Raw genomic sequence first — 24008 nt, forward strand, 5'->3', positions numbered from 1 at the left:
ACTCCCTGCCCACTCTGGCGTCGCGGTCAGCGTGCACCGGCCATGGTTTTGCGGAAACGCGACAGCGCGACGACGAAGAAAACCGCGCTCAGGACCGACATCGCGACGAGTGACGGCCACACGGTCGTCAGCCCTGCGCCGCGGTAGAGAATGGCCTGGGCAAAGGCAACGAAGTGGGTCGAGGGCGATGCCTGCATGATCGCCTGGAGCCATTCGGGCATGCTTTCCATCGGCGTGGTGCTGCCGGAAAGCAGGTTCATGATGACCAGAACCGGCAGTGCGAGAAGGCCGAACTGCGGCATCGAGGTCGTGAAGGTGGCGATCAGGATGCCGAGCCCCGTCACCGAGATCATGTAGATCAGGGCCCCGAAGACGAACAGGGCAATCGACCCGTGGATCGGCACGCCGAGCAGACCCTGCACCACGAAGATCAGCGACAGAACGGCGGCCAGTACGATGACCAGTCCGTTCGCCCAGATCTTCGCCACCATGATCTCGGAGGGCTTCACCGGCATCACCAGAAGATGCTCGATGGTGCCGTGCTCGCGTTCGCGGATCAGCGCGGCCCCGGTCAGAAGCACCGACAGGAGGGTGACGTTGTTGATCACCTGCATCACCGCGTTGAACCAGCTCGAGTCGAGGTTCGGGTTGAACATGGCACGGACGACGAGGTTGATCGGCAGCGCCGCGGCGTTTTCGTTGCCGCTCAGGAACTTCGCGGTCTCGGCCTGGATGATCGACTGCAGGAACACCGTACCGTTGCCCGCCTGGGCCATGGCGGTCGCGTCGACATTGAGCTGGATCTCGGACTTGCGACCGGCCAGCAGATCGGCTTCGAAATTCGGCGGAAAGCGCAGCACGAAAACAAAGGCGCCGCTGTTCATGCTCGCGTCGATCCGGTCGGCGGAGATCTCGACGGGGGTATCGAATTCCGGCGGCAGAATGGCGCTGATGATGCGTCCGGACAGGGCGGAACGGTCCTCGTCGACATAGGCGACGGACGCGTTCAGCACCTCGAGCTTGGCGCCTGTCGCAACGGCGTAGATCGCCAGCGTGAAGACATAGACGATCAGCAGCAGCAGGACGGGATCGAAGACGAGGCTTCTGAGTTCCTTGACCCCCAGGCGATAGACATTGGCGAGCCACAGAAGCATTCTATGTCTCCTGCTTGTCCAGAATGGCGATCGACAGGACGGTGAAGAACAGCGCGAAACCGGCCAGCGCCAGGTGATTGTGCCAAAGCTCGGCGAAGCCCAGCCCCTTGGTGAAGGTGCCCACGCTGACCTGCTGATACCAGGAGGACGGGAAGGCCAGGCCAATGAGGCGCCCGCTCCCCGACAGCGAGGAGACCGGCACGATCAGGCCGGAAAAGTTGACGGCGGGAATGATGGCGATGATCGCGGCGGCGAAGGTGGCGGCCACCTGCGTCCTGGTGAAGGTCGACACCAGAAGGCCGAAGGCCGTTGTTGCCAGGATGTAGAACAGGGTTCCGACAATGAGTGCCGGAGCAGAGCCCTTCAGGGGAACACCGAACACCACATAGCCGATGGCGACGAGGCTGGCGAAGCTGATCAGGGCGATGACGACATAGGGAAGCTGCTTGCCGAGCAGGAACTCGCTGCGCGTGACCGGCGTCGAGCGGAAATTGGCGATCGAACCGGTTTCCTTTTCGCGCACCACGCCCATTGCCGTCATGATGGCGGGGATGAGGACGAGCATCAGCATCATCACCGAGGGCACGATGGCGAACACGCTCTTGAAGGACTGATTGTAGCGGAAACGGGTGACCACCTCGGTGGCATAGGGCGAGATCACCTCGCCGAACTGCCGCTCGATCTGGTCAGTGTAGTAGCCAAGGGCCAGGCCCTGCAGATAGCCGCGCGCCGTCTCGGCACGGAACGGCATCGCACCGTCGATCAGCACATCGATCTCCGGGGTATCGCCGCGCAGGAGCTGGCGCCCGAACCCGGGCGGAATCTCGATGCCGATGCTGATTTCGCCGTCGACCATGCGCTGTTGCAGATCCCGCCTGCCGGTCGCCGGCGCGTGCTCCTCGAAATAGCGCGAGCCGGAGAAGCTCTCCAGCAGCGTCCTGCTCTCCATGGACCGGTCGCGGTCCAGCACGGCATAGGGCAGGTTCTGGACGTCCAGCGAAATGCCGTAACCGAAGGTCAGCATGAGGATGACCGGTCCGAGAAAGGCAAAGACCAGCCGCATGGGATCGCGCAGCAGTTCCATCGTCTCGCGGCGGGCAAACGCCCAAAGGCGCGACGGGCTGAAAAATCCGCCTGTATCCGCGATGGACGCCGGAGCCGGCCGCGGGGCTGGAACTTCGGGTTCGGAAACCGGAGCTGCCCTGACCGGTTCGGGTGAGACGTCCTGCCCGGACGCCTCGCGCAGAATGTCGATGAAGGCGTCGTTCAGGCTGGCCGCGCCCTTGCTGCGGGTCAGTTCGTCAGGCGCGCCGACGGCCAGCACCCTGCCCGCATGCATCAGCGAGATGCGGTCGCACCGCTCCGCCTCGTTCATGAAATGGGTCGAGATGAAGATCGTCACGCCCTGATTGCGCGCTAGGTCGATCAGGTACTGCCAGAAAATGTCCCGCGCGACCGGATCGACGCCGGAGGTGGGCTCATCGAGAATAAGCACTTCCGGCTTGTGGATCAGCGCCACGGCAAGCTGCAGCCGCTGCCTGATGCCGAGCGGCAGCCCGTTTGGCCGCATGTCCGCCTCGCCCCGCAGGTCGAAGGTGCTCAGCATTTCCTCGATGCGGGCGGCGCGCGTTTCGGGGGCGAGACGGTAGAGGGCTGCGTGCAGCTCCAGGTTCTGGCGCACCGTCAGCTCGGAATAGAGCGAGAAGGACTGCGACATGTAGCCGACGCGGCGCCGGGTAGCCATGTCGTTGGCGTTCAGCGTCTCGCCGAACAGCAGCGCATCGCCCTCGCTTGCCGGCAAAAGCCCGGTCAGCATCTTCATCGTGGTCGACTTGCCGCAGCCATTCGATCCCAGAAAACCGAAGATTTCGCCGCGCTCGATTTCGAAACTCACATGGTCGACGGCGGTGAAGTCGCCGAAGCGGCAGGTCAGGCCGTGCGCCTCGATCGCCGGCGGTCCCTCCATCGGCACGCGCGGCGGCACCTCGACGGCACGGTGTCCGCGCCGCTCGGCTTCCGGCAGCATGGCAACGAACGCAGCTTCCAGCGTCGAGACGCCGGCAGCTTGCCGCAGCGCCTCGGGCGTGCCCTCAGCGATGATCCGCCCATCCATCATGGCGGCCAGCCAGTCGAAGCGTTCGGCCTCCTCCATATAGGCGGTGGCGACGATGACGCTCATTTGCGGGCGGTCGCGCCGGATGCTGGCGATCAGCTCCCAGAACTGCTCGCGCGAGAGCGGATCGATGCCGGTGGTGGGTTCATCAAGGATCAGAAGGTCCGGATCGTGGATGAGGGCGGAGCAGAGCGACAATTTCTGCTTCATGCCGCCGGAAAGCTTGCCGGCCGGGCGATCGGGAAACGGCGCAAGGCCGGTGGCTTCCAGCAGCGCGTGGATCCGCTCCGCGCGCTCCGCCTCCGACTGTGCGAACAGACGTCCGAAGAAATCGAGATTCTCGCGGACCGACAGGGTTGGGTAGAGGTTGCGGCCGAGCCCCTGCGGCATATAGGCGACGCGCCGGCTGCAGGCCCGGCGATGGGCCGCGCTGGCCATATCGCCGCCGAACACCGTTACCGAACCCGACTGGATGCGGCGCACGCCGGAGATGATCGCCAGCAGGGTCGACTTGCCAACCCCGTCCGGGCCGATCAGGCCGGCCATGCAGCCGGCCGGAATGTCGAGCGTGACATCGCAGAGGGCTGCGACCTCGCCATAACGATGCGTGACGCCCTGCAGCCTGGCGGCCGGTTCTCCCGTCATTGCGGCAGCTTGACCTCCAGGAAGCCCGGCCAGGCGACGGCAGGGTCGGTCCGCACATAACCGACGCCTGCGACACCGGCCTTGGCGCGGTCCTGGTACCGGGTCAGAAGATCCTTCGGGATGGACAGCTTCACCCGGAACATCAGGTTCTCGCGCTCATCCGACGTTTCCACCGACTTCGGTGTGAACTGGGCATTGCTGGCGACGAAGGTGACATTCGCCGGGATGACGTAGTCGGGAATGGGGTCGAGGATCAGGCGCGCTTCGCTGCCGACCTGCAGCAGACCGGCATCGCGTGCCGGCAGGAAAATGGTCATGTAGATGTCGGTCAGATCGGTGAGGGCGAGCACCTTGCCGCCGGCGCCGAGCACCTCGCCTTCGCGGGCCAAAAGGTACTGGACCCGGCCGCCGCGGGGCGCGCGCAACTGGGTGTCGTCGAGAATGGCTTCGAGCTGGGCGACCGCAGCCTTGGCCGACTCGATGGTGGCCTTGGCAAGTCCGACGCCGGCCTTGGCCGCTTCCACCCCCGCCACGGCGGTGTCGAGCGCGGTGCGCCGCTGGTCGGCCAGTTCCTGCGAACTCACCTGCCGCTCAACCAGCGCGACGGTGCGCTGATGCTCCTTTTCGGCGAGGTCGCGCTTGGCCTCGTACAAGGCGACCTGCGCTTCGGACTGGCGCAGACCCTGCTCGGCCTGGGCGACCGTGGCGCGAGCCTGGGCGAGCCGGGCGTTGAGTTCCGACACATCCATGCGTGCGACGAGTTGCCCTGCCTCGACCATCTCGCCCTCGCTGACCAGGACCTCCGTCACGCGCCCGGCCATCTTGGTGGCAACGTCGACGCGCTCGGCTTCGATCCTGCCGTTCGAAGCGGCGATGCCGTGGGGCAGCGTCTCGGTGTTCATCGTGCGCCACAGATAGAACCCGCCCGCGACGGCCGCGATCAGAGCCGTCACGGCGATGACCTGTTTCCACTTCATCGAAAGTCCCTTGCAAGCAGAAAATGCATGGCGTCATGTCGGCCTGCGCCTGCACAGCGCCGATCATGCTTTGCATAATGCACGCTTAGGGCACCCGCGTGCACAACCATTTGATGTCAGTCAAAGGCGGGTCATCGTAAAGGGTAAATTTTGCCTGCCGCCATCGAGCCTTGACCGCAGGACTTGCATACTATTGCGGCATCACAGCCTGATCGGTGCTGCATCTTGCTTGCAAGGCACGGATCTTGAGGCCGTTGGGCAGCGTGAGCCGAGCCGCACCGACAAGAAGCAACGCTTTCCGATCGCAGCAATCGGCTGAGCAACACGACCCCAGTCAGCGCAGACGAGATCATTGGCGACGCCGACGGCAATCGCCTTCACATCGGCTATCTGCCCGTCATCTGCGCCAATCCGGGCATAAACTGGCGACAGATCCCGCGGTTCTTCGCAAGTCTCCAGACGATCTGCGTGTCACTGCGCGCAGATCCCCTCGGCGGTCAGCGGCCGAAAAGCAAGGGAGAATAACGATTTCAAGGGGATGGGTGGTGCTGCCGGAGAGATTTGAACTCCCTGATCGGACAATATAACGCAATGTAATCAATATCTTGCATGAAACCCAAGAGGAGATTTGTAGGCGCGTTTTGTATGCAGCCTTGCAGGTGGACGGGCTGTGGAAAATGCTGCAGTCGGGGCGAAGCCGAGCATGGGCGGAGGGGATGGGCATGGCTCAGATCTCAGTCGTCGTCGGCCACGTCGCCGAGAACGGTCACGAGACGCCGCAGCACCTCGCTCCGGCGAGCGTCGGAGACCTCGGCAATGCCCCAGAAACCACGCGTGGGAAGATCGCCTCCGAACCAGCATCCGTCCATGTCGGCCAGGGCGTCGATCGCGGCTCCGCGGCCAAAGAAGGCGAGCTTGTCAGGCATGACGACCAGCACATCGTCGACGCCCGGTCCGCCATAGACGGGATCGAGGAAATCGACGATGGCCGAGGACGTCGGTTGATCCGTGCGGATGACAAGAAGCGGGCCGATCCGTTCGGCCTGCCGCAAGGCCGCGCGCGATCCGGCCTCGACCTGCGGCGAGATCCCCTGTGCCGCGCGATCCGCATCGCGCACGCTGCGGATTTCCTCGTCGCTCGCACCAAGCTCGCGCAACGCGCGGATATGTCCGACATCGTTGGCGGCCACGAGTTCACGCCAGCGCGTCCAGCCGGCAACAGCCTCCCCACCGATCAGATCGAAGATCTGGCGCAGCGCGCAAGGCGATCCCGCGCGCGCCCGCTCCCCGTGGTGGTCCACGATCACGAGAGGCGCCCGGGGGATATCTGCCGGCAGATCGTCTCCAAGCTCGATCAGGACGGGTGTCTGTCCCCGCACCAGCGCGGTACGGATTTCCGGCAGATAGGCTGAGGCCCGCGCCCCCCAGCTCAAGTCCTTGTCATGGATGCGGGCGCCATGGCCGGCGTCCTCAAGAAGACGGCGGATCTCGCGCATTTCGAGATCCGCACCGCCAAGGCAGAACACAAGCCCGTTCGGAGAGAGGGCAGAGGGCATGCTCACAGCCCCGGAGTTGGCAGCATGATGGTGGCGACCGCAAAGCCAAGCGCGCCGAGCACGCCCGAGACCAGGGCGAAGGACATCAGCTTGCGCGTGGTCCGGTCGGTCGCCGCAGCCTTGTCCCTCAGCAGCCACATCAGACCGAAGCCCGAGAAGGAGGTCGCCCCGAAGGTCGCAAGGACCACGCGAAGATGCTGCAGGAACACCGGCCATTCGCCCGGCGCCTCCCCCGCGCCGTCCGCTCCCGGCATGCCGAAGAGGCGCGGAAAAAGTTCCGGCACGAGAAGGAAGTTCATGCTGAGGACGGCGGCCGCGAGGCCGACGATCAGCCCGACGCTGGCGATGACGGCGAGCCGGTTCGCGCTGTCGGCCTGGCGTGTCTGCTCCATGGAGAGCAGAAACCGGGTTGCCGCCTGCAGTTCCTCCTTCACGTCGTCGAACAGGGCATCCAGCCCGAGCGACTCCCGCCACTTGCAGAACATCTCGTGCGGCTGGATCTGGTTGGAAATACCGGTGAAACGGTAGATGTGAACGAAGGCAAGAAAATCGCGCTCGATCTGCAGCATGGCGTCGCGGAAGTCGGCGGCGACGTCGGAATTGGTGCCGACGTCGGCGGTGCGCTTCAGGTTGGTGACCTGCGCCGAGATGCGGCTCGACAGCGCCAGCAGCGAAGCGAACTCCATCGTCAGGATCAGCGCCATCTGGAAATAGTGCCGTCGGAAGTGCTGCGAAATCAGCCCGTCGAAAAAGCCGCCCGCCCCGACGAAGGCGGTGTGATAGCCCGCGAACATCGTCCGCGACGCGCCTTGGCTGACCGTTGAGGGAAAGAAGCGATCATAGCAGGACTTCCGTTCGAAGTCGGCGAGGAAGTTCGGCGAATACGGAAGGTCGTAGGATCCGGCCGCATCCGCGAAGCAGAGGCGCATCCAGTCGCCGCGGGAGATCGAGAGGAGATCCAGCCCGTCGCGGCGGTTCTTCTCGTGGTAGAGCCTGTCGTCCTCGGGCCAGCCGTCGAGGGACGGGTGGCGGGTCCTGTGCGCGGCCTCGTAGGCACCGGTGACCGAAACGAAGCTCATCATCGGGATGCGTTCGTCGACCACGTGACGCCAGACGGGCTCGTCGGAGGACATATCGCCGGGCACATATCCATCGATGCGCAGTGGGGCGAGCAACCCGCGCCACTGTGCCATCACCGGCGCGTTGCGCCGACCGGTCTTCGGGTCGGGCGCGATCGTTGCCCAGGCGCCCCCCGGCCCGTCGAAGGGCAGCATGTTGCCGACATGCTCGGAGGCGTTCGCCTCCGGCGTGCCAGGGACGATGATCGGCCTGCCTGCGCGATCCTCGAACACGAGCCGGTGCGGAACCAGGCCCGGCGTCGACTTGTCGTCATAGTAGGGCGGGTAGCAGCGCCGCATCCTGTCGATGAGCGTTTGCACGCGGTCGAGCGTGAGCGTCCGGTCGTCGTCGTGTTGCTTCAAGGGATCTTTCGACGGTTTGTCGTCAGGGCCATAGAGGCGGGGATGGAGGTTTGCCTCGACGATCAGTGCCGCCGCCCCCGTGCCGAAAAGATAGAGATTACAGCGCTTGATCTCGGCCGCGGCGCGGGTCGTCGCGTCCAGCCAGACCGTCAGGCGCGCGGCGTCCTTGCGGCGAAACAGGCGAATGACGGGCTCGCTCCCATCAAGACCGAGCACCTGGCTGGAGCCGCTCTGGCGATCATTCTTGCGAAAGAGCACGTTCTGCAGGAAATCATAGAAATAGACGAACTCGGCATAGGCCACCTGCCGCTCGGCGAGGTCGTCCGGCTCGGCGCCGGATGCGCGGTCCACAGGCTCGGTCGACGCGGCCGTCGACATCGGCGATGGCGGATCGGCGTGGCGGAGCAGATCCTCGACCTCCTCCCAGACGGGGGCGCCATCACCCTGCTCGGCCAAGAGGTCGCGGATCACTTTCCGACGCATCTTCAGCGCGAAATCGGACGCGCCGGCGCGGTCGTCAGGAATTCGAAGGACGAGTGGCCAGATGAAGACATGCGTGGCGGCGGCGACCGGAATGTCCCGTGCCGCACGCCACAGATCCGGCCGGTAGAGACCGGACGGCGCACCCTCGAGCCGTGCGTCGTGGTCGCCATCGCCCGTTTCGCGGTCAAACCCTTCCGCGCCGGCCCCTGCCGCCTCCGTCATGTCGCCCCCGCGCCCGCTTGATGATCGGCTTTCGCCCGGCGCAACCATGCCGCGCGAACCGGCGCACGACAAGGGCAATCCGCTTCACATTCGCGGTGGTCGTCAGACCCGGGCAGGGTATCCCTGCCGAGGCTTTCGTGGTCTCAATCCGCTTCACATTCGCGGTGGTCGTCAGACTTTTTCTGGTACATATCGCCAGACTTCCTGTGTCTCAATCCGCTTCACATTCGCGGTGGTCGTCAGACCTATTATTGTGCCCCTAGGGAGGCACCGAAAGAGTCTCAATCCGCTTCACATTCGCGGTGGTCGTCAGACCGAAACAAGGAGGTTGTCGTTGACTCCCTGTGGGTCTCAATCCGCTTCACATTCGCGGTGGTCGTCAGACCTCCCCCCATTTTTCTCGCTTGTCAAGCAGTGGTTCCGAACATCGATATCCAGCAGAAGGTCAAATTCCAGCCGATCCGAAAGAACAAATATCGAACTCAAGAGGGTAAAGTTTATATATCTTCAATTATTATAGTATCTTATTAAAATTCCAGTGGTATTTTTCGTGTTTTCCGCCATCCGGTGAAGCGCGCGAAGTGCCCGCCCTCCCCCCAAATCCGTCAGTGGCCGGGCGCTGCCCGGCGCCAACACACCCGCCCGCAAATCCCACGCGAGATTTTGCAATCCAGGATCTTGCGGACAGACAAAGGCGCCTTCTACTATCCCGCGACAGTCATTCGTTTATCGATTTAAGAGGGTTGCCGATGACCGCGTCTCATCCCGCCTCGACCTCTACAGATGACAGCTCTTTCCCGCCGGGGGCCACGCAAGGGTCCACGCGGTGGCTGGTGCGCGCCGAGGGCGTCAATTTCGCCAATACGCTCTCCGACACCGAAGATCTGTCCATCATCCGCGGCGCCTCGCTGGCCCTGCTTCGGATCGACCGGTTCGTCGAGGCCGCAATCGCGCGCATTCCCGGGGCGACGGCGAGCCTCCTGTTTTCCGGTGCATCGCAATGTCTTGTCGAGGTGCGGTTGGCCGCGCCGGAGGCAAGCTTCGGAGCCTATCTGGAACGCGCCGTCGCCGATCTTCTGCGGCAGTTGCGCCAGGCCGGACCGAAGGCCGATCCTGCCCATCCGCGTGCCGGTCTCGACGAGCCCTTTGAGCATCTGTCGCTCGTCGTGGACGCGGAGCCGCACTTCGACGCGGACGATCGCGCCCCGGTCGTCGCCCGGCTCGAGGCGCGCAACCGCAGCCGGCAACTGCGCGACTGGAGCCTGCCGCCGCCCGGCCCCGTCTCGCTCGCGGATGCGCCCGACAATGCCTGCGATCCGTTCGACAGGGTTCGCCCGGCGCAGGTTTCGATCGACCTGCCCAAGGACAAGGTCGACATGTCGCCGGCGCTGGTGGATGTCTCCAAACGTCCGGACGGCGGACAGCGGGTGCGGGTTTCTGCCTCGACCAGGGCCCGCCGCGCCTTCGGCCGCACCCAGCGCAAGGCTTTCTACGGCGACGAACTCGCCGCCGAAGGACTGGACGCCCCGTTCCCGGCCGCCGTCAGCGTGACCGACAGTCTGGAAGAGATCGTCGAAAAGCCCCATCCGACGCGGCGGGACGGCAGCGTCCTGCCCGTTTCGCTCCGCAACAAGGTCGCGGTGATCTACGCCGACGGCAACGCCTTCGGCAAAATCCGCGAGCATGTCACGCTGGACACATTCTCGGCGACACTCACCCGCCATCGGCGGGAGTTTCTCGCCGAAATCCTGTGCTGGTATCTCGGTGAGCTGAAGGGGCCCGACTGGTCAGGTTTCGCCACCTGGAACCCCAAGGCGGGCGACGAACCCGGTGTGGAAAAGGCTCTTCGGCTCGAAACGCTGTTGTGGGGCGGAGACGAGTTCATCTTTGTCGTGCCAGCCTGGCTCGCTGTGCCCTTCGTCGAGCGGTTCCTTGCCCAATCGGCCGGCTGGGAGATCGAGGACAAAGCCCTTGCGGAGGCCGGCGTAAGCGGGCGGCTGACCCACTCCCTGGGCGTCGTCATCGCCAACGCCAAGACCCCCATCCGCCTGCTGCGGGCGCGGGCGCAGGATATCGCCGACCGCGCGAAGTCGGTCGGCTACAGGGACCGCTCGACCGCGACCTTCGAAATCTTCGAAAGCATCGCGCCGCCTGACGTCACCATCGCCGGCACGCGGGCGAACCAGTACGGGCTGGGCGCCGTGCCGGCCGATGCGCGGGAGGCCGCCCAGGACACTGTGACGAAGGCGCTGGCCCTGCCCGGCGACCGCTTCTCGGACCTCGTCGCGCGGATCGTCACGCTCAAGGACGGAGACCCCGCGCAAGACCTGCCCGGCTTTCCCCGGTCCCAGCTTTATGGCGCGCTGCGCGCCGCCCAGGCAACCGGTTCGCTGGTCACCGCGGCAGCCGACCGGGCCGTGACGGAGCACTTCAGCGAGTATCTTGGCCGCTTCGGCGGACAGAAGAGGCTGACCCTTGAAGCCCTGCGCCTGCCTGCGACGGAGGCGGATGGGCGCGGCGCGGCGCTCGATCTGGCGCTCCTTGTCCAGCTCTGGGACTATGTCGGTCTCGGCATCGGCGTGGCATCCGACGCGACGGCCAACGAGGTGGCGGCATGAGCGGTTCATGGTCTCGCCACGCCTTCGATCTGCGGCTGACGGTGCGCGCGCCGTTTCTGTTTCGCACAATCGACGCCCCGATGCACGGCTACGACGAAGCGCAGATGCGCGATTGCAACGAACACCCCGTTCTGCCGCGCGACCAGATCCGCGGAGTGTTTGTCGATGCCTTCGGACGCATGAAGGCAGTCGCCCCAGATCATCGTTTCATCGCCGCGCTCGCCGGCGCCTTCGGCGGCGACTCCACCAGCGATGAGGACGAAGGCGACAAGCCGAACCGCAGCCGCCTGATCTTTGCCGACCTCACAGCGCGCGAGCTGGGGGCGGCACCGCTTGCGCCGTCCTATCGCGTCAAGATCGACGAGACGACCGGCGCGGCCGAAGCCGGCGCGCTGCAGGTCATCGAACAGGTCGCCCGGCCCGGCGCCGACATCGCCTTCGACGGCTCCGTGGTCCTGTTCGGCACTCAGGAGGAAGCCGACGCGCTCGTCGCGCTGTTCGACACGGCGCTGAAGATCACCCCCGCCATCGGTGCCATGAAAAGCGCCGGGTTCGGCGAGATCGTCGCCGGGAACAGTTCCCTCAAGCCGAGGACACCGGCTCGGACCCTGGCGATGCCGGCAGCGTCGCCCCCCCTTTCGGAAACGCCTCTTGTCTTTGACGCGACCTTCGACCGTCCCCTTCTGGTCGACGCCCGGCGCATTGCGGACAATGCCTTTCTCGGCAGCGAGATCGTGCCGGGCGCGGTCATCAAGGGCGGGCTCGCCGCCCGGCTGGAGCGGAGTGGCGAAGACCCCAGCGCTGGCGATCTGGGCCGCGTACTCGCAGCCATCCGGATCTCGCATGCCTTCCCGCTCCCCGAAGATGCCGCGGATGGCGCGCCTCCGGCGATCTGGCGGCTTCCGGCCTCGCTGATCGCCACCACCGTCGACAGGGACACCAGGATCGGCGACGCACTGCATCTTGAGGCGGACCAAGCCGCGCTGCTGCATGGACAGGCACCCTTCTTTCCAATCGACTGGAAGGATGCGGCATTTGGCAAGGCGTTTGAGGTGACGGGGCTCGCGGGTCACGCCGAGCTCAGAACGGTGGCGCGCACGCGCACCCGCGTAAAGGACGACGTCGCGGACGACGGCCAACTCTTCACGATGATCGCCCGATCGAACAGGCATGACTCCGGCGCGCTCGTGCGGTTCCGCTTCACATTCGATGCAAGCAGCCTTTCGTCCGAGAGCGACCGGCAGCTCGCCGCGCAACTGGTCTGCGTGCTTGAAGAGGGTCTCGACGGGCTCGGCAAGACCGACGCCTCAGCATGCTTCAGCCAGGTGACGGGCGCCGTCCCGCCGCAGCCGAAGCCGATCGCCGGCACATCGGACAGTTTCGCCATCCTGTTGCGCACCCCGGCGCTGATGCTCGATCTCAACGCCCTGCACGACGACGCCGGCAACTGGCGCTGCACGCCCTTCGACGCCTATTCCGCCTATTGGGAGCGGGTGCTGCCGGGGGCCAGGCTTGGGAACTTCTACGCAACGCAAAGCCTTGCCGGCGGATATCTGGCGCATCGCCGCCGTCTGTACGGTGGCGCGCGCTACTACCCTTTCCTTCTCACGGATGCCGGCTCAGTCTTCCGCGTCACCGGTGTCGACCGCGACCGTCTTTCGGTGCTGATGCGCAGCGGTCTGCCCCTTCCTCCATTCGAGGGCGTGGACGCGGCCAGGGTCGGTTGGCGGACCTGTCCATTCGTTCCCGAAAACGGGTATGGCGAGATCCTCGCCGACTATCTGAGCGATCCGGCAAAGGTGAAGGCTCTGCGCGACGAGGTGAGCCATGTCTGAGGTGCACTACGATATCACGGCCGAACTCGAAGTCGTGACGCCGCTGCATGTCGGCTCGGGCAGGACGCGGCGTGTGGCAAGGGTCAGGGGCAAGCAAGACGAGAACGACGCGCCATGGGTCGCGGCGATCCAGCTCGATCATGCCGGCCTGCCCTATCTGCCCGCCTCGACGCAGAAGGGCATCCTGCTGGATCTTGCCAGACGGCGGTATGGCGCCGGGGAACGGGTCGAGGCGTTGTTCGGCCAGGTGAAGGACGACGGCACGGGGCGGATCGGCGCTGTGCTCTTTCGCGGCTCGTCGATGGATGCGAAACGGGCGCCCTCAACCGCGGATCTTCCCTATGCGCAGGACGCGGGTCTTGCCTACGACGCGGGCGGCTTGCCGGCCGGCGTCTTCGTGGCAGGGCGAACCCGGATCGACCGGGCGAGCGGTACGGTCGACGACGGAAAGCTGTTCTTTCAGGAAATGGTGGCGCCCGGCGCGATGTTTCCACTGCGTCTCGTCCTGACCGCGCGGCGAGCGCGCGACGAGGGACGGGATCTGCTCGCCGACCTGCTCGGCCTACTCGACGGGCTGACCAAGGAGCCCGCGACCTTTGGCAAGGGCGGCGGCCAAGCGCTTGGCGCCCTCCGGGTCGTCGCCGGAAGCCTGTCGGTGCGCAAGACGACGCTCACACCCGATCTGACGCTGACCACCAGCGACATGACGGACGTCGTCCCCTCCCCGGCCACGGACAGCGCCGGCGCCGTTTTCGAGGAGCGGCTCGAACTCGTTTGCGAGGGGCCGTTCATGGTGATCGATTCATCGCGCACCCGGAAGAAGAAGCAGACGAACGATCCGCGCAACCGCGAGCCGCAACTCAAGGCCGCCCGGATCCGCGAAAGGCTGCCGCTGCTGATGGGGCCGGGCCTCAAGGGTCCGCTGCGCGCGCGCGCCGCCTGGCTCGAAAGCCTCGCGGCGCACGGTGCGCGGGAGGACACCCGCACGCCTATCGACGCGAAGTCGGTCGACAATCCCGACGAGGTGCTCCGCACGGCTGGCGAAATCGAGCAACTGACACCGGTCGAACGGCTGTTCGGTGTCACCGGCTTCCGCGGGCTTCTGTCAATCGTCGACCTGCAGGTGACGGAGGCGGAACCATGGGAGGTGACGTCCGTCAAGCTCGACCGGTTTTCCGGCGGACCGATCGACAATGCGCTGTTCACCAGCGCGACCTTCGTCGGAACGCGCATCGCCGTCACACTGCGGCTAGCCTCGCGTGGAACAACGCGGCCTTCGGAGGCGGATATCGAACTCGCCAAGCGGCTCGTCGGTGACATCCGGGTGAACGGGCTGATGCTCGGCCATGGCGGCAACAAGGGCTTCGGCTGGTTCGAAACGGTCACGGAGGACGCGTGAGATGAGGTTTGATCGGGATCTGCTCAGCGAGGCCAAACGCTACTTCGCCGACATCCGCACAACGCAACCCGGCGCGCGCAGTCGGGCGCTGATTGTAATGGAGAGCTGGGACAAGAACAGCCGCGTTCCAGAAGATGACTGGGAGGAGTTTATCGAGGCGGTCTTCGCCTTCGAGGAGAAGTCGCAGCAGGCTCAAGGATCCAACCCATCGACCTCGCCGAAGCCGCCGACCTCGGAGAAGGCTAAAGGTCGCCCAACAGTAAGGCCGGAGCAACTCACCAGCCCTTATCGCTTCGTGACCCTCAACGAGCGGGTTGTACACGCCGAGAGAGCTGTGGAGCGGATGTCGGCGGATACGCCGCTACCCGGCGGTTTCAGTGGTTCGATTCATTATACGCTCGTTGCAGAGTCCCCGATCCTCATCGGAACGCCCGATCCGGACGATGAAGCCGTCAGCGCACCGATGCGTTTGGGACGGAACGGTCCTTGGGTGTTACCCGGCGCGACCATGCGCGGGCTGCTTCGCAGCGTGTCCGAGATCGTCGCCTATGCGCGCCTGACCCCCGTCAACAAGCACCATCGCTATGGCCTTCGCGACTTCTTCCACCCGGACTTCGCCGGCGATGGCAATTCAGAGAGCCGGCGTACCTCCCTCAATGCACTTCGAGCAGGCTTTCTGCGGCCGGCCCGCGACGGGGATCCCGAAAAGCGGGACGGCGACAGCGATTACATCATCGAACCTTGCGACCTGAAACTGATCCGCATTCGCGACATGTACGACATGTTCGGAACAACTGACGACAGCAGTGAGGGCGTGTTTCACGCAAGATGGCTGCAACGGGGCCTGCGCGGGCGATACTCTGCCTATGAGGTGGGCCAAGACGACGATGACAACCCGCTCTTCGATTTCACGGCCCGGCACCGCTTCTCGCAAAGCTCCAACCATGCCAGCGACCTGGAACCGGATGAAGACGGCGATTATGCCGGCGTCTTCGTTTTCTCGGATGTCTCACCTAGCGCCAACAGCAGGAATTACCGAGAGAATTTGGATCGTCTTGTGACTGACCTGGACGCGCAGGACACCAAGACAACGACGAATCTTCACAAGAAGCGCGAGTGTGTCTTTCTCGAACACGAAGCACCAGACATCTATCGTGTCCGACAAGACCGGTTCGATGCCTTTCGGATCATCAACTCGCGCCCCGGAAAGAACGATTGGCAGCCTGATGGCGTTTGGGCCATTCTTGCACCTACACTCGCCGCGAACCGGCGGATTCCGGTGTTCTACACAGGCGATCCGAGGGCACAGAACGCCGGGTTCGAACTGGGATTGACGCGCGTCTTCAAGATTGGGCACCGCTACAGCGTCGCCGACAAGGTCGCGAAACATCCGGAGCATGTGCTGCGGCATGCCGACTTCAGGCCCGATATGGTGGAAGCGCTGTTCGGCTACGTCTATGAGGGCGCCGATTTCGTTGACGGAACGGGCGACACCGAGACGCTGCAACGCAAGGGCCGGGTGGCATTCGGCTTCGCAACGCTCGACAATCCGCAGGATGCGATCATCGACGAGGAGGAGGTGCGAACGGTCGCGATGGCGCCACGGGCATCCTTTGCGCCCTTCTACCTGCAAGGCCAGTACAAGGACTGGTCGTCCGACAGCTCAAAGCTCGCAGGCCGCAAGCGCTACTTCCCCCGCTTTCGTGTTGCCGACACCAATCAACCGCAAACCGTGCGAGACAAGGTGACGGCAACTCTGACTGCGCGTCGGGTGACGGACAACACGGACCTGCTGAGCCGCCTGAAGTTTCTTAGGCCAAGGGGCGCAAACCGGCTCCGGTTCTCCGGCGAAATCCGACTGACGAACGTGACGGCAGCCGAAATCGGCATGCTTCTGTGGGCGCTGACGCATGGCGGCGACCCGCGCAAGCCCTGTCGTCACATGATTGGACGCGCCAAGACCGCTGGCGCGGGCCAGGTGCGCGTCGTTCGGATCAAGCTCGCGCTGCACGGCAACGACGGGGCCGCCGGCAAAAAACTGGAGGCGCCGAAAGGTTGGGAACTCAAGGACGGAAAACACGAGGGATGGCTCGAGCCTGGCTCGGCGAGCATGACGCCATTTCTCAACGCCTTCCATGATCACATGACGGCCACTGTACGGGGATGGCCCGACGACCTCCCGATCAAGGATTTCCTTACCCTGAGCGCCCCAATTGCGTCGCATCAACTGGCGGCCGAGTATCTGAACGGTCCGAAGGCGCATATGGAACTGCGCGCGACCGCCAAGCTCGACACGCATAAGGACTGGGAGGAACCGGACCGCGCGCGGCCACGCTATCTCACCGCACAGCATCTGACCGGTCTCACATTCCCCTATCGGGACTGATCAGACGGTCACCGGCGCTTCCGCTCCGATCCGCACAAACTACCGGCTTGGCGCTTTCGCCGGGCCGTTTTCGTTTCAAATCCGCTTCACATTCGCGGTGGTCGTCAGACCTCGGGCTCTCGGTCGGAGAAAGAGAGTAACGGTCTCAATCCGCTTCACATTCGCGGTGGTCGTCAGACGACAAGGTCTTCCTCGCACTTGGTGCGAGCAGGTCTCAATCCGCTTCACATTCGCGGTGGTCGTCAGACCGGAACCGCGGAAGCACAAACTCAAATTTCTGTCTCAATCCGCTTCACATTCGCGGTGGTCGTCAGACCAGGGCGGTGGACACACCCCCAAGACTGTAGTCTCAATCCGCTTCACATTCGCGGTGGTCGTCAGACCCAACAAGGACATCGGCCGGAGGTCCGGCAGTGTCTCAATCCGCTTCACATTCGCGGTGGTCGTCAGACCAAAGGACCAGAGCATTTTGCAATGGACTGAGTCTCAATCCGCTTCACATTCGCGGTGGTCGTCAGACTCCCCCCATTTTTCCTCCCTGTCAATCCGAAATCTGGATCCCATCAATCCAGCAGGAGGCCGAAAAACTCGATCCGACGAAAGTACAAATATAGAACACTCTTGCCTTCAGTCGTTATTAGCTTAATCTTCTCAACGCATAAAGAGTTTTCCAGTGGTATTTTGGTCCGGAGACACCCATGCCAAAGCCCAACCGGTTGACGCAGCGCATTGATGGTGCAGCGCTTTTTTCCGAGGCCACGAGCGTGGCCGGGCTCGGCGCCGGCTGGGCACGCACCTGGGCGAATGGCGGGGCGGCGGGCGGCGACGGGCAGACGCTGTCGTCGTTTTCCGTCGCCGTCGGCGAGCGCCTCGCCGTGCTCTCCGGCGATCTGCGCAGCGGGCGCTACCGGCCGCAACCCTTGCGGGAGGTGCGCATCCCCAAGCCCGGCAAGCGCGATACGCGGCTGCTGCGCATCCCGGCCGTGCGCGACCGGGTGGCGCAATCGGCCATGGCGCAGGCGCTTTCGCCCCGGCTCGACCCGGAGATGGAGGAAACGAGCTTCGCCTATCGCCCCGGACGCGGCGTCGCGCAGGCGCTCGAGGCCGTGCGGCGGTTTCGCGAGCAAGGCTATGTCTGGACCGTCGATGCGGATATCGAAGCGTTCTTCGACCGCATCCCGATCGATGCGGCCTTCGAGCGGCTGCACCGGTCGGTCACGGAAAGCCCGGCCTCCGAGCTGATCGGCCTGTGGCTCGAACACGGTGCGCGCAACGGACGCGGGCTCGCGCAGGGCTCGCCGCTGTCGCCGCTGATCGCCAATCTCTATCTCGACGATCTCGACGAGGCGTTCTCGGGCAAGGGGCTGCGCATCGTGCGCTATGCCGATGATTTCGTCGTGCTCGCCCGCGACCGTCCGGCGGCCGAAGACGCGCTCGACCGGCTTGCCGTCTTTCTCGACCGTCACGGGCTGGCGCTCAACCGGGACAAGACGACACTGCGCGACTATTCCTCGACGCTGCGCTTTCTCGGCCAGGCCTTCGTGCGCTCCTGGATGCTCAAGGACGACGCGGACGACGAGGCGACCACATCGGCGGCGGCGCTGATGCGCCACCTGGCGAAAACGGACGCGCAGGAGGCGGAAGCCGAGCGCCAACAGGCAGAAGACGAGGGACGCATCGCCCGCGCAGGGCACGATCCGGGCCTGCGGGTGCTCGCGCTCGCCACCCACGGCCGGCGGCTGACCTTGCGCAACCAGAGCTTCTCGATCCTCGAGGCGCCCGAGGAAGCGCTGCCCGGAGAGCCCGCCCGCGAAATCCTGGCGCTGCACCCGACTCGTGTCGACCGGATTGAACTGGGGCCCCATGTCGCGGTCGAGGGCGACACGCTCAGGCATGCGCTCGCCTCGGGGATCCCGGTCGCCTTCACGAACGGCCATGGCGAGACGCTCGGCCATCTCGCGCCGGTGCTGCAACCACGCGCCGGGCGGCATCTGGCGCAGGCGCGCTGCATCCTCGATCCCGAGCGGCGGCTGGACCTGGCCCGCCGGCTGGTGCGTGGGCGGATCGCCAACCAGCGCGCCTTTCTGCGCCGGATCAACGCACGGCGCCAGTTGCCGGCCATCGCGACAGCGGCCTATGCGCTCACCCGTGCGATCCGGCGGGTACGCATCGCCACCACGGTTGAGGAACTGATGGGCCACGAGGGGCTTGCCGCCGCACTCTACTGGCGGGCGTTCGACCGGCTGCTGTTGAACGATTTCCGTCTTGTCGGGCGCAGCCGGCGCAAGCGGGGCGACCCGATCAACGGCGCGCTCGACATGGCCGCCTCGCTGTTGCAGCGCGACCTGAGCGCCGTCATCGTGTCGCGCGGGCTGCATCCGGGCTTCGGCGCGCTGCATGCCACGGGCGATGCCCGCGACGCCTGCGTCTATGATCTGATGGAAGCGTTTCGCGCCGGGCTCGCAGAAAGCCTCGTGCTGACGCTGGCGAATACCGGCGTGCTGAAATCCTCGATGTTTTCAACGCTCGACGACGGCACGGTGCGCATGGGAACCGAGGCGCAGCGGGCTTTGATCCGCGCCTACGAAAAACGCTGTTCCGCCACCGTGCTCTACCCGGCGACGGGCCAGCGCATGACCTGGCGGCGGATCATGATCGCGGAAGCCGAGCGCTATGCCCGGCACGTGGAGGGCGTGGCCGAATGGGAACCGATGCGGCTCAACTATTGACACCTGACATACCGGCGAAGGAACCGCCCGCATGGCACGCGAGCACATCTTCATCTTCTGCTACGACATTTCATGCAATCGCCGCCGGGCACGCATCGCCGACATTCTGGAGAAGGCCGGCACACGGGTGCAGGACTCCGTCTTCGAGGTTCGGCTTCCGCAAAACCGCGCCGCCGCTTTGCTAGACAGGCTGGGTCGGCTACGGGAAAGCTCCGATTCCGTTCGCATGTACTGTCTGACGGAGCGCGGGCGCCAGATGTCCGACACGCGCGGCGGCGCGCCCGTTCCCGAGGCTCAGGAATTCTGGCTTCTCTAGGTCAGAATTACGAGTTCACGACCTAGTCACCCGAATCTGAAGTTCGTCGCATTCCACGGCATGCTCTGAACGAACTTCAGATTCAAAAGGGTGACTAGCAAGTTTATGTTTCTAGTGTGGTTTTCGAATTTGAAATACGCTCGGGGCGTACCGCAAAATGAGGCGTATTTCAAATTTACCACACTAGCGCTGCCGTTTGACGCCGGCCGAACCGACACAACGAGACCCATGGCCCTGCCCTCGCTCGACGCCTTTCTCGCCGCACCCGACACGGTCACCGATCTCGCCGGGTTCGCCACCCGCCTGCATATGCAGACGGTCACCGTGCGCCTTGCCGGGCGGGCGGCGGCGGCTGCCGATCCGGACCTGCCCGCACGCATCCGCGCCGCCTTCGGCTCGGCGCTGCTGGAGACCGCGTCGCCACCATCGCGCGTCGGCGACCCGTGCCCATGGTCTCCGCCCTGTGTGTTCGATGCTCTGTTCCGATCGAAAGGGCGGATGACGAAGCGGATCGACTATCCCGCGCCCTGGCTGATCGCCTGCGACCCGGCCGGCCGTGATCTTGACGTCCAGCTCTCGGTGTTCGGCGTCGCGGCAGAGTGGATGCCCGCGGCGGTGGAGGTCTTCACGCGCGTTCTCTCCGACCGTGTCGACTGGCGGCACCAGACAACGGCCCACGCCGAGAGACAAGGACGGCGGGCGGGCCGCCAGCGGGAGAACATTCTGGGGCGAGAGGTGACCATGATCGATGGGCTTGCGCTTCAACGCGACGACCCCGGCCCGCCCCAGGCGGCCATGCTGACCTTTCTTTCCCCGGTAACCGTCGGCGGACGGGACGCGGAACAGGAGCCGCAGGCGATCTTCTCGGAGGCGGGCTACAGACTGGAAGGCATTGCCCGATGGCACGGGCTGACACTGCTCGATGCCGTCGATTGGCGGGCGCTCCGTGCCGGGCTGGATCAGTTGCACATGGCCTGGGAAGACGACATCGCGCTCCGATGGGAACGGGAATCGCGCCGTCAGGGCCGGCGCATTCCCATGCGGGGGCATATCGGAAATCTCGTGATCCAGTCGCCAACCGACGCGACGCCCCCCCCGGTCTGGCCTGTCCTCTGGCCTGTCCTTGCGCTTGGACAGGCGGTCCGCTTCGGTGCCGACACGGCCTTCGGCTGCGGCCGCTATCGGCTGCTCGTTGCCTAGCTCTGGACTCTCAGGAGGTTGTTCACCCGAGGTGGGTTAGGCTGCTCGACGGCGATCTGCCACCACTGCGAGCGCGGGCTCTCAGGAGGTGTTCACCCGAGGTGGGTTAGACTGCAACCCGAAGCGCAAGCAAGTCAGTAACGGGATGCTGTCACCCGCCCAGTTCGAACGGCAGCAGGAAATATAACCCAAAGGTGTCCACAAAACTCCGGGCTATTCATTTTGAGCGAGAAGTGACTTCCTCAATGCAGCAACCGTTTCGCCCTCATACCAATATGCCTTTCGCCTTCGACGGACCGGGCGGAGATCTGCAGGCCGCCCGGCGGCGAGCCGCCTTGACGCGCGCCCTGTTCGAGGAACCGGAGGTGCTGGAGGTCATCAAGAGACGCCTGACGCTCCGAGAGCCGATCGCCGCCGACGCGCGACCTGCCTCGCTCGGAAAAATCCTCGACCATGCACGCGATTGCGGTGTGCTGATCGAAGACGGCAAGGGCGCGTTCGATGTCGCCGGGCCGCAAGCGCGCAGCTATCTATCCGGCGCCTGGCTTGAGGAATTCATGGCGCTGCTGCTGATCGAGGCGGGATGCGACGATGTGCGGTTCTCGCAGAAGGTTCTCTGGCGGGCTGGAATCGACGGCAGCCTGCACGGCAACGAGATTGATGCTCTTGGCCTCCACCGGGACCGGTTGGTTCTGGTCTCCTGCAAGGCGCTGGCATTCGACACGCTGACCCGAACTCATGGCGACGACCGGGTCTTCAGTGCGATGATGGAACTCGCCTACTGGAACGACCATTTCGGCCAAGGGCGGGCGCTTGCGATCCTGGCAACCACCGCAGACTTTTATGACGAGGAGGCTCGACGCTTTCGCAGTCCAAAGCTCGTGGAACGCGCAAGAGTCATGGACCTGGTCGTACTGCCTGCAGATCTGGGCAGCTCGGAACGCTGCCTGGACCAATTGAGAAAGCGGCTGCAGGGCGCATGAATTGATCACATGGCGGCAGCCTTGCCGTGGGACGCAAATGCAGACCAGTTCGAAACGCGAGATCCTCGATGGACGACAGAATGGAGGCAGGCGCCGAACTGCCGGAAACTGAAGCGAGTGCAACGAACAGCGCCACTGGTGACCGCGGACAGGCCTTCGCGGAACTCGTGCATCGCCTGCTGACAGGCAGTGACCGCACCGACATCGAGGCAACTGCCCGGGCCATGGGTATGCCCTACCACACATTCTACAATCGGCTGCGCAACACGACCCCATTCAGCGCCGACGAGATCCGCCGCCTGCTGGCCGTGATGCCGGACGCCCGGCTCCTGCATTTTCTGCTGGAGGGAACGCCCTTCGTGCCGGCCGAGCGCATCGAGACGATCGCCCCGTCAGAGGACATCGACATCCAGCGCGGAGCCGAACGCATCGCCATCGAGGCCGCAGATGTTCTGCGCGCCACCTACCAGGCCCTTGTCGACCAACGCATCGACCATCGCGACGCGCGCGTCATCCGCGACGAAATCGACATTGCAGAACGGGCACTGGCCAGCCTTCGCCAACATCTGGATATGCTGCTGATGCAAGGTGCCTTTTCCCGCCCCGAATAATTACAGTGACTATCGATATTGATGGTGACATCTCAGCCATTGGACACCGAAGCGCTCAAACTGCAATAGACGATGTAAAAATCAGAAAATTCATACATAAGTCACTAATTACTTATCTCTTATAACAAAATTTAACAAAATCCGAAGATTCTGTAAAATAAAAATTCAACGCTTCGGAGGGTGAACACTTGCGCGATATCGGCTTCAAGGTAAGTGAAAAATATAAGCATGCGTTTTCATTGCTGGCTGCCACCTTGGGAAAAAAGCAAGTTGACGTCATGAAAGAAGCCGTCCACATGCTCGTTGTCGCGTATGGGATGGCCGAGAAATTTCCAGATCTGGTCGAGGCTGTCTCTTCACCTCGAAAAGAACATCGGGACGAATTACTGCTCAGTGTGCTCCTGGATCTCGCAGCTGCCCATTTAGTGCCTAAAGAGGACGACACTACAGGGGCCCAAAAGAAGCTGCGGAAAGGGAAATCCAAGCGCAAGAACAAGCGGAAAAAGAAGTGATAAGCGCCTCTTCTCTCGCTCACACAGGAGGCGAGCATCGAGAAATTGCATTCGGCGGCAGCGCCCGACGATCAGAACCAAGCGCCTAATACAAAATAAACACGCGCATAACTCGCTATTTTAAAAACATCTTTATTTGGCAGCGAGATACATAAGGCTGCGGAGAAATATTTCTCGTACTGCACATCAATAAGCTACACTGAGCCCCCGCCTCCTGCTCACGACGGTCACTGAACCCGAGCCAAACAGGCTCAGACACGCTAGTCGCCGAGCCTCTTGAGAGTCTCAGCGTGACGCACCATCACATCCTTCGCGATCTCGCGAACAGGACGAGGCTGGAAACCGTTCTCACGCCGACGCGCAGCGTCCGTGGTGCTGAAACGCGGCGCATGACGCTGCTCACCACAAGGAGTGCCATCCGGACTATTTGAAGCGTCGTCGTCATGTATGGGAGCCATAAGGATTTCCTTTGAGAATTCTTCTCGAACCCCATCAATCTTACACACAATCACGCAGTTCTCGCAAATCAAGCCACCATGCGAGCCAGTCGGAGTGAGTTACAAAGAGTGTGATGTCGAGTCGAATGGTCAATCCAGTAGCCCTTGGCGGCCCTTCCCCGGCCGACCACCGCATTGCGACCGGTTCTGTATTGGCTTAGGGTCCGGACCCATAAAAGGGGTTCCTCTGACGGCGGGATTGTGATTCAGGGTCTCTGAGGGGGACCCGTCATGGATCGCGACTATTTCTGGCTCAGCGATGAGCAGTTTGGGCTGCTTGAACCGCATCTG

16 protein-coding genes and 2 CRISPR repeat arrays are annotated in these 24008 nt (G+C 63.9%); of the genes, 11 read left to right on the plus strand and 5 right to left on the minus strand.

Going from position 1 to position 24008, the window contains the following annotated elements:
* Positions 1 to 26: 26 nt before the first annotated feature.
* The 3 genes from TSB10GB4_RS16110 to TSB10GB4_RS16120 are packed head-to-tail and all read right to left on the minus strand — an operon-like array spanning position 27 to position 4889.
* Positions 27 to 1154: an ABC transporter permease gene (locus tag TSB10GB4_RS16110; protein ID WP_186396551.1), complete on the minus strand. Its 1128-nt coding sequence runs from the start codon at positions 1152 to 1154 to the stop codon at positions 27 to 29.
* 1 nt (position 1155) lies between these two features.
* Entirely contained in the window at positions 1156 to 3912 is a 2757-nt protein-coding gene (gene rbbA / locus TSB10GB4_RS16115) for a ribosome-associated ATPase/putative transporter RbbA (protein WP_186396552.1), read from the minus strand.
* The gene (locus TSB10GB4_RS16120) at positions 3909 to 4889 is read right to left on the minus strand and encodes an HlyD family secretion protein (protein WP_186396553.1); all 981 of its coding nucleotides are present in this window, start codon (positions 4887 to 4889) and stop codon (positions 3909 to 3911) included. Before TSB10GB4_RS16120 ends, rbbA begins: the two co-directional genes overlap by 4 nt.
* On the opposite strand from TSB10GB4_RS16120, the gene TSB10GB4_RS16125 reads away from it, so the two are divergent.
* A complete protein-coding gene (locus tag TSB10GB4_RS16125) occupies positions 4870 to 5208 on the plus strand; it encodes a hypothetical protein (protein ID WP_186396554.1) in 339 nt (112 codons plus the stop codon). The two genes, TSB10GB4_RS16120 and TSB10GB4_RS16125, sit on opposite strands and share 20 nt — an antisense overlap.
* A 415-nt stretch (positions 5209 to 5623) precedes the next feature.
* On the opposite strand, the gene TSB10GB4_RS16130 is transcribed toward TSB10GB4_RS16125, so the two are convergent.
* Both TSB10GB4_RS16130 and TSB10GB4_RS16135 read right to left on the minus strand, forming a co-directional pair.
* Complete coding sequence (locus tag TSB10GB4_RS16130) at positions 5624 to 6385, minus strand: hypothetical protein (protein WP_186396555.1); 762 nt, start codon at positions 6383 to 6385, stop codon at positions 5624 to 5626.
* Positions 6386 to 6447: 62 nt separating this feature from the next.
* On the minus strand, positions 6448 to 8631 hold the full coding sequence (locus TSB10GB4_RS16135) for a hypothetical protein (protein ID WP_186396556.1): 2184 nt from the start codon (positions 8629 to 8631) through the stop codon (positions 6448 to 6450).
* 71 nt (positions 8632 to 8702) lie between these two features.
* A CRISPR array of direct repeats spans positions 8703 to 9017; the repeat unit is 38 nt; unit sequence GTCTCAATCCGCTTCACATTCGCGGTGGTCGTCAGACC.
* A 363-nt stretch (positions 9018 to 9380) separates the two neighbouring features.
* On the opposite strand from TSB10GB4_RS16135, the gene TSB10GB4_RS16140 reads away from it, so the two are divergent.
* From TSB10GB4_RS16140 to TSB10GB4_RS16185, 10 genes are all read left to right on the plus strand, one after another.
* The gene (locus tag TSB10GB4_RS16140; RefSeq protein ID WP_186396557.1) at positions 9381 to 11249 is read left to right on the plus strand and encodes a hypothetical protein; all 1869 of its coding nucleotides are present in this window, start codon (positions 9381 to 9383) and stop codon (positions 11247 to 11249) included.
* Positions 11250 to 11290: 41 nt separating this feature from the next.
* On the plus strand, positions 11291 to 13084 hold the full coding sequence (locus TSB10GB4_RS16145) for an RAMP superfamily CRISPR-associated protein (protein ID WP_186396558.1): 1794 nt from the start codon (positions 11291 to 11293) through the stop codon (positions 13082 to 13084).
* Positions 13077 to 14483, plus strand: coding sequence for an RAMP superfamily CRISPR-associated protein (locus TSB10GB4_RS16150; RefSeq protein ID WP_186396559.1), 1407 nt, complete (start codon positions 13077 to 13079; stop codon positions 14481 to 14483). Before TSB10GB4_RS16145 ends, TSB10GB4_RS16150 begins: the two co-directional genes overlap by 8 nt.
* Before the next feature lies 1 nt (position 14484).
* A complete protein-coding gene (locus TSB10GB4_RS16155) occupies positions 14485 to 16869 on the plus strand; it encodes a TIGR03986 family CRISPR-associated RAMP protein (RefSeq protein WP_186396560.1) in 2385 nt (794 codons plus the stop codon).
* A 73-nt stretch (positions 16870 to 16942) separates the two neighbouring features.
* A CRISPR array of direct repeats spans positions 16943 to 17390; the repeat unit is 37 nt; unit sequence GTCTCAATCCGCTTCACATTCGCGGTGGTCGTCAGAC.
* Positions 17391 to 17567: 177 nt separating this feature from the next.
* Entirely contained in the window at positions 17568 to 19598 is a 2031-nt protein-coding gene (gene cas1, locus TSB10GB4_RS16160) for a CRISPR-associated endonuclease Cas1 (protein WP_186396561.1), read from the plus strand.
* Between the two features lie 31 nt (positions 19599 to 19629).
* Positions 19630 to 19914: a CRISPR-associated endonuclease Cas2 gene (cas2, locus tag TSB10GB4_RS16165; protein WP_186396562.1), complete on the plus strand. Its 285-nt coding sequence runs from the start codon at positions 19630 to 19632 to the stop codon at positions 19912 to 19914.
* A gap of 90 nt (positions 19915 to 20004) precedes the next feature.
* Positions 20005 to 21114, plus strand: coding sequence for a hypothetical protein (locus tag TSB10GB4_RS16170; RefSeq protein ID WP_186396563.1), 1110 nt, complete (start codon positions 20005 to 20007; stop codon positions 21112 to 21114).
* A 245-nt stretch (positions 21115 to 21359) separates the two neighbouring features.
* Positions 21360 to 22097, plus strand: a complete 738-nt coding sequence (locus TSB10GB4_RS16175) for a hypothetical protein (RefSeq protein ID WP_186396564.1) — start codon at positions 21360 to 21362, stop codon at positions 22095 to 22097.
* A 68-nt stretch (positions 22098 to 22165) separates the two neighbouring features.
* Positions 22166 to 22708 (plus strand): phage regulatory CII family protein, encoded by a 543-nt coding sequence (locus TSB10GB4_RS16180; RefSeq protein WP_186396565.1) that lies wholly within the window; start codon positions 22166 to 22168, stop codon positions 22706 to 22708.
* Between the two features lie 188 nt (positions 22709 to 22896).
* A complete protein-coding gene (locus TSB10GB4_RS16185; protein ID WP_186396566.1) occupies positions 22897 to 23220 on the plus strand; it encodes a hypothetical protein in 324 nt (107 codons plus the stop codon).
* Positions 23221 to 24008: the final 788 nt, after the last annotated feature.

Origin of the sequence: Stappia sp. TSB10GB4 (genome assembly GCF_900185745.1) — a bacterium.
GTDB lineage: Bacteria > Pseudomonadota > Alphaproteobacteria > Rhizobiales > Stappiaceae > Stappia.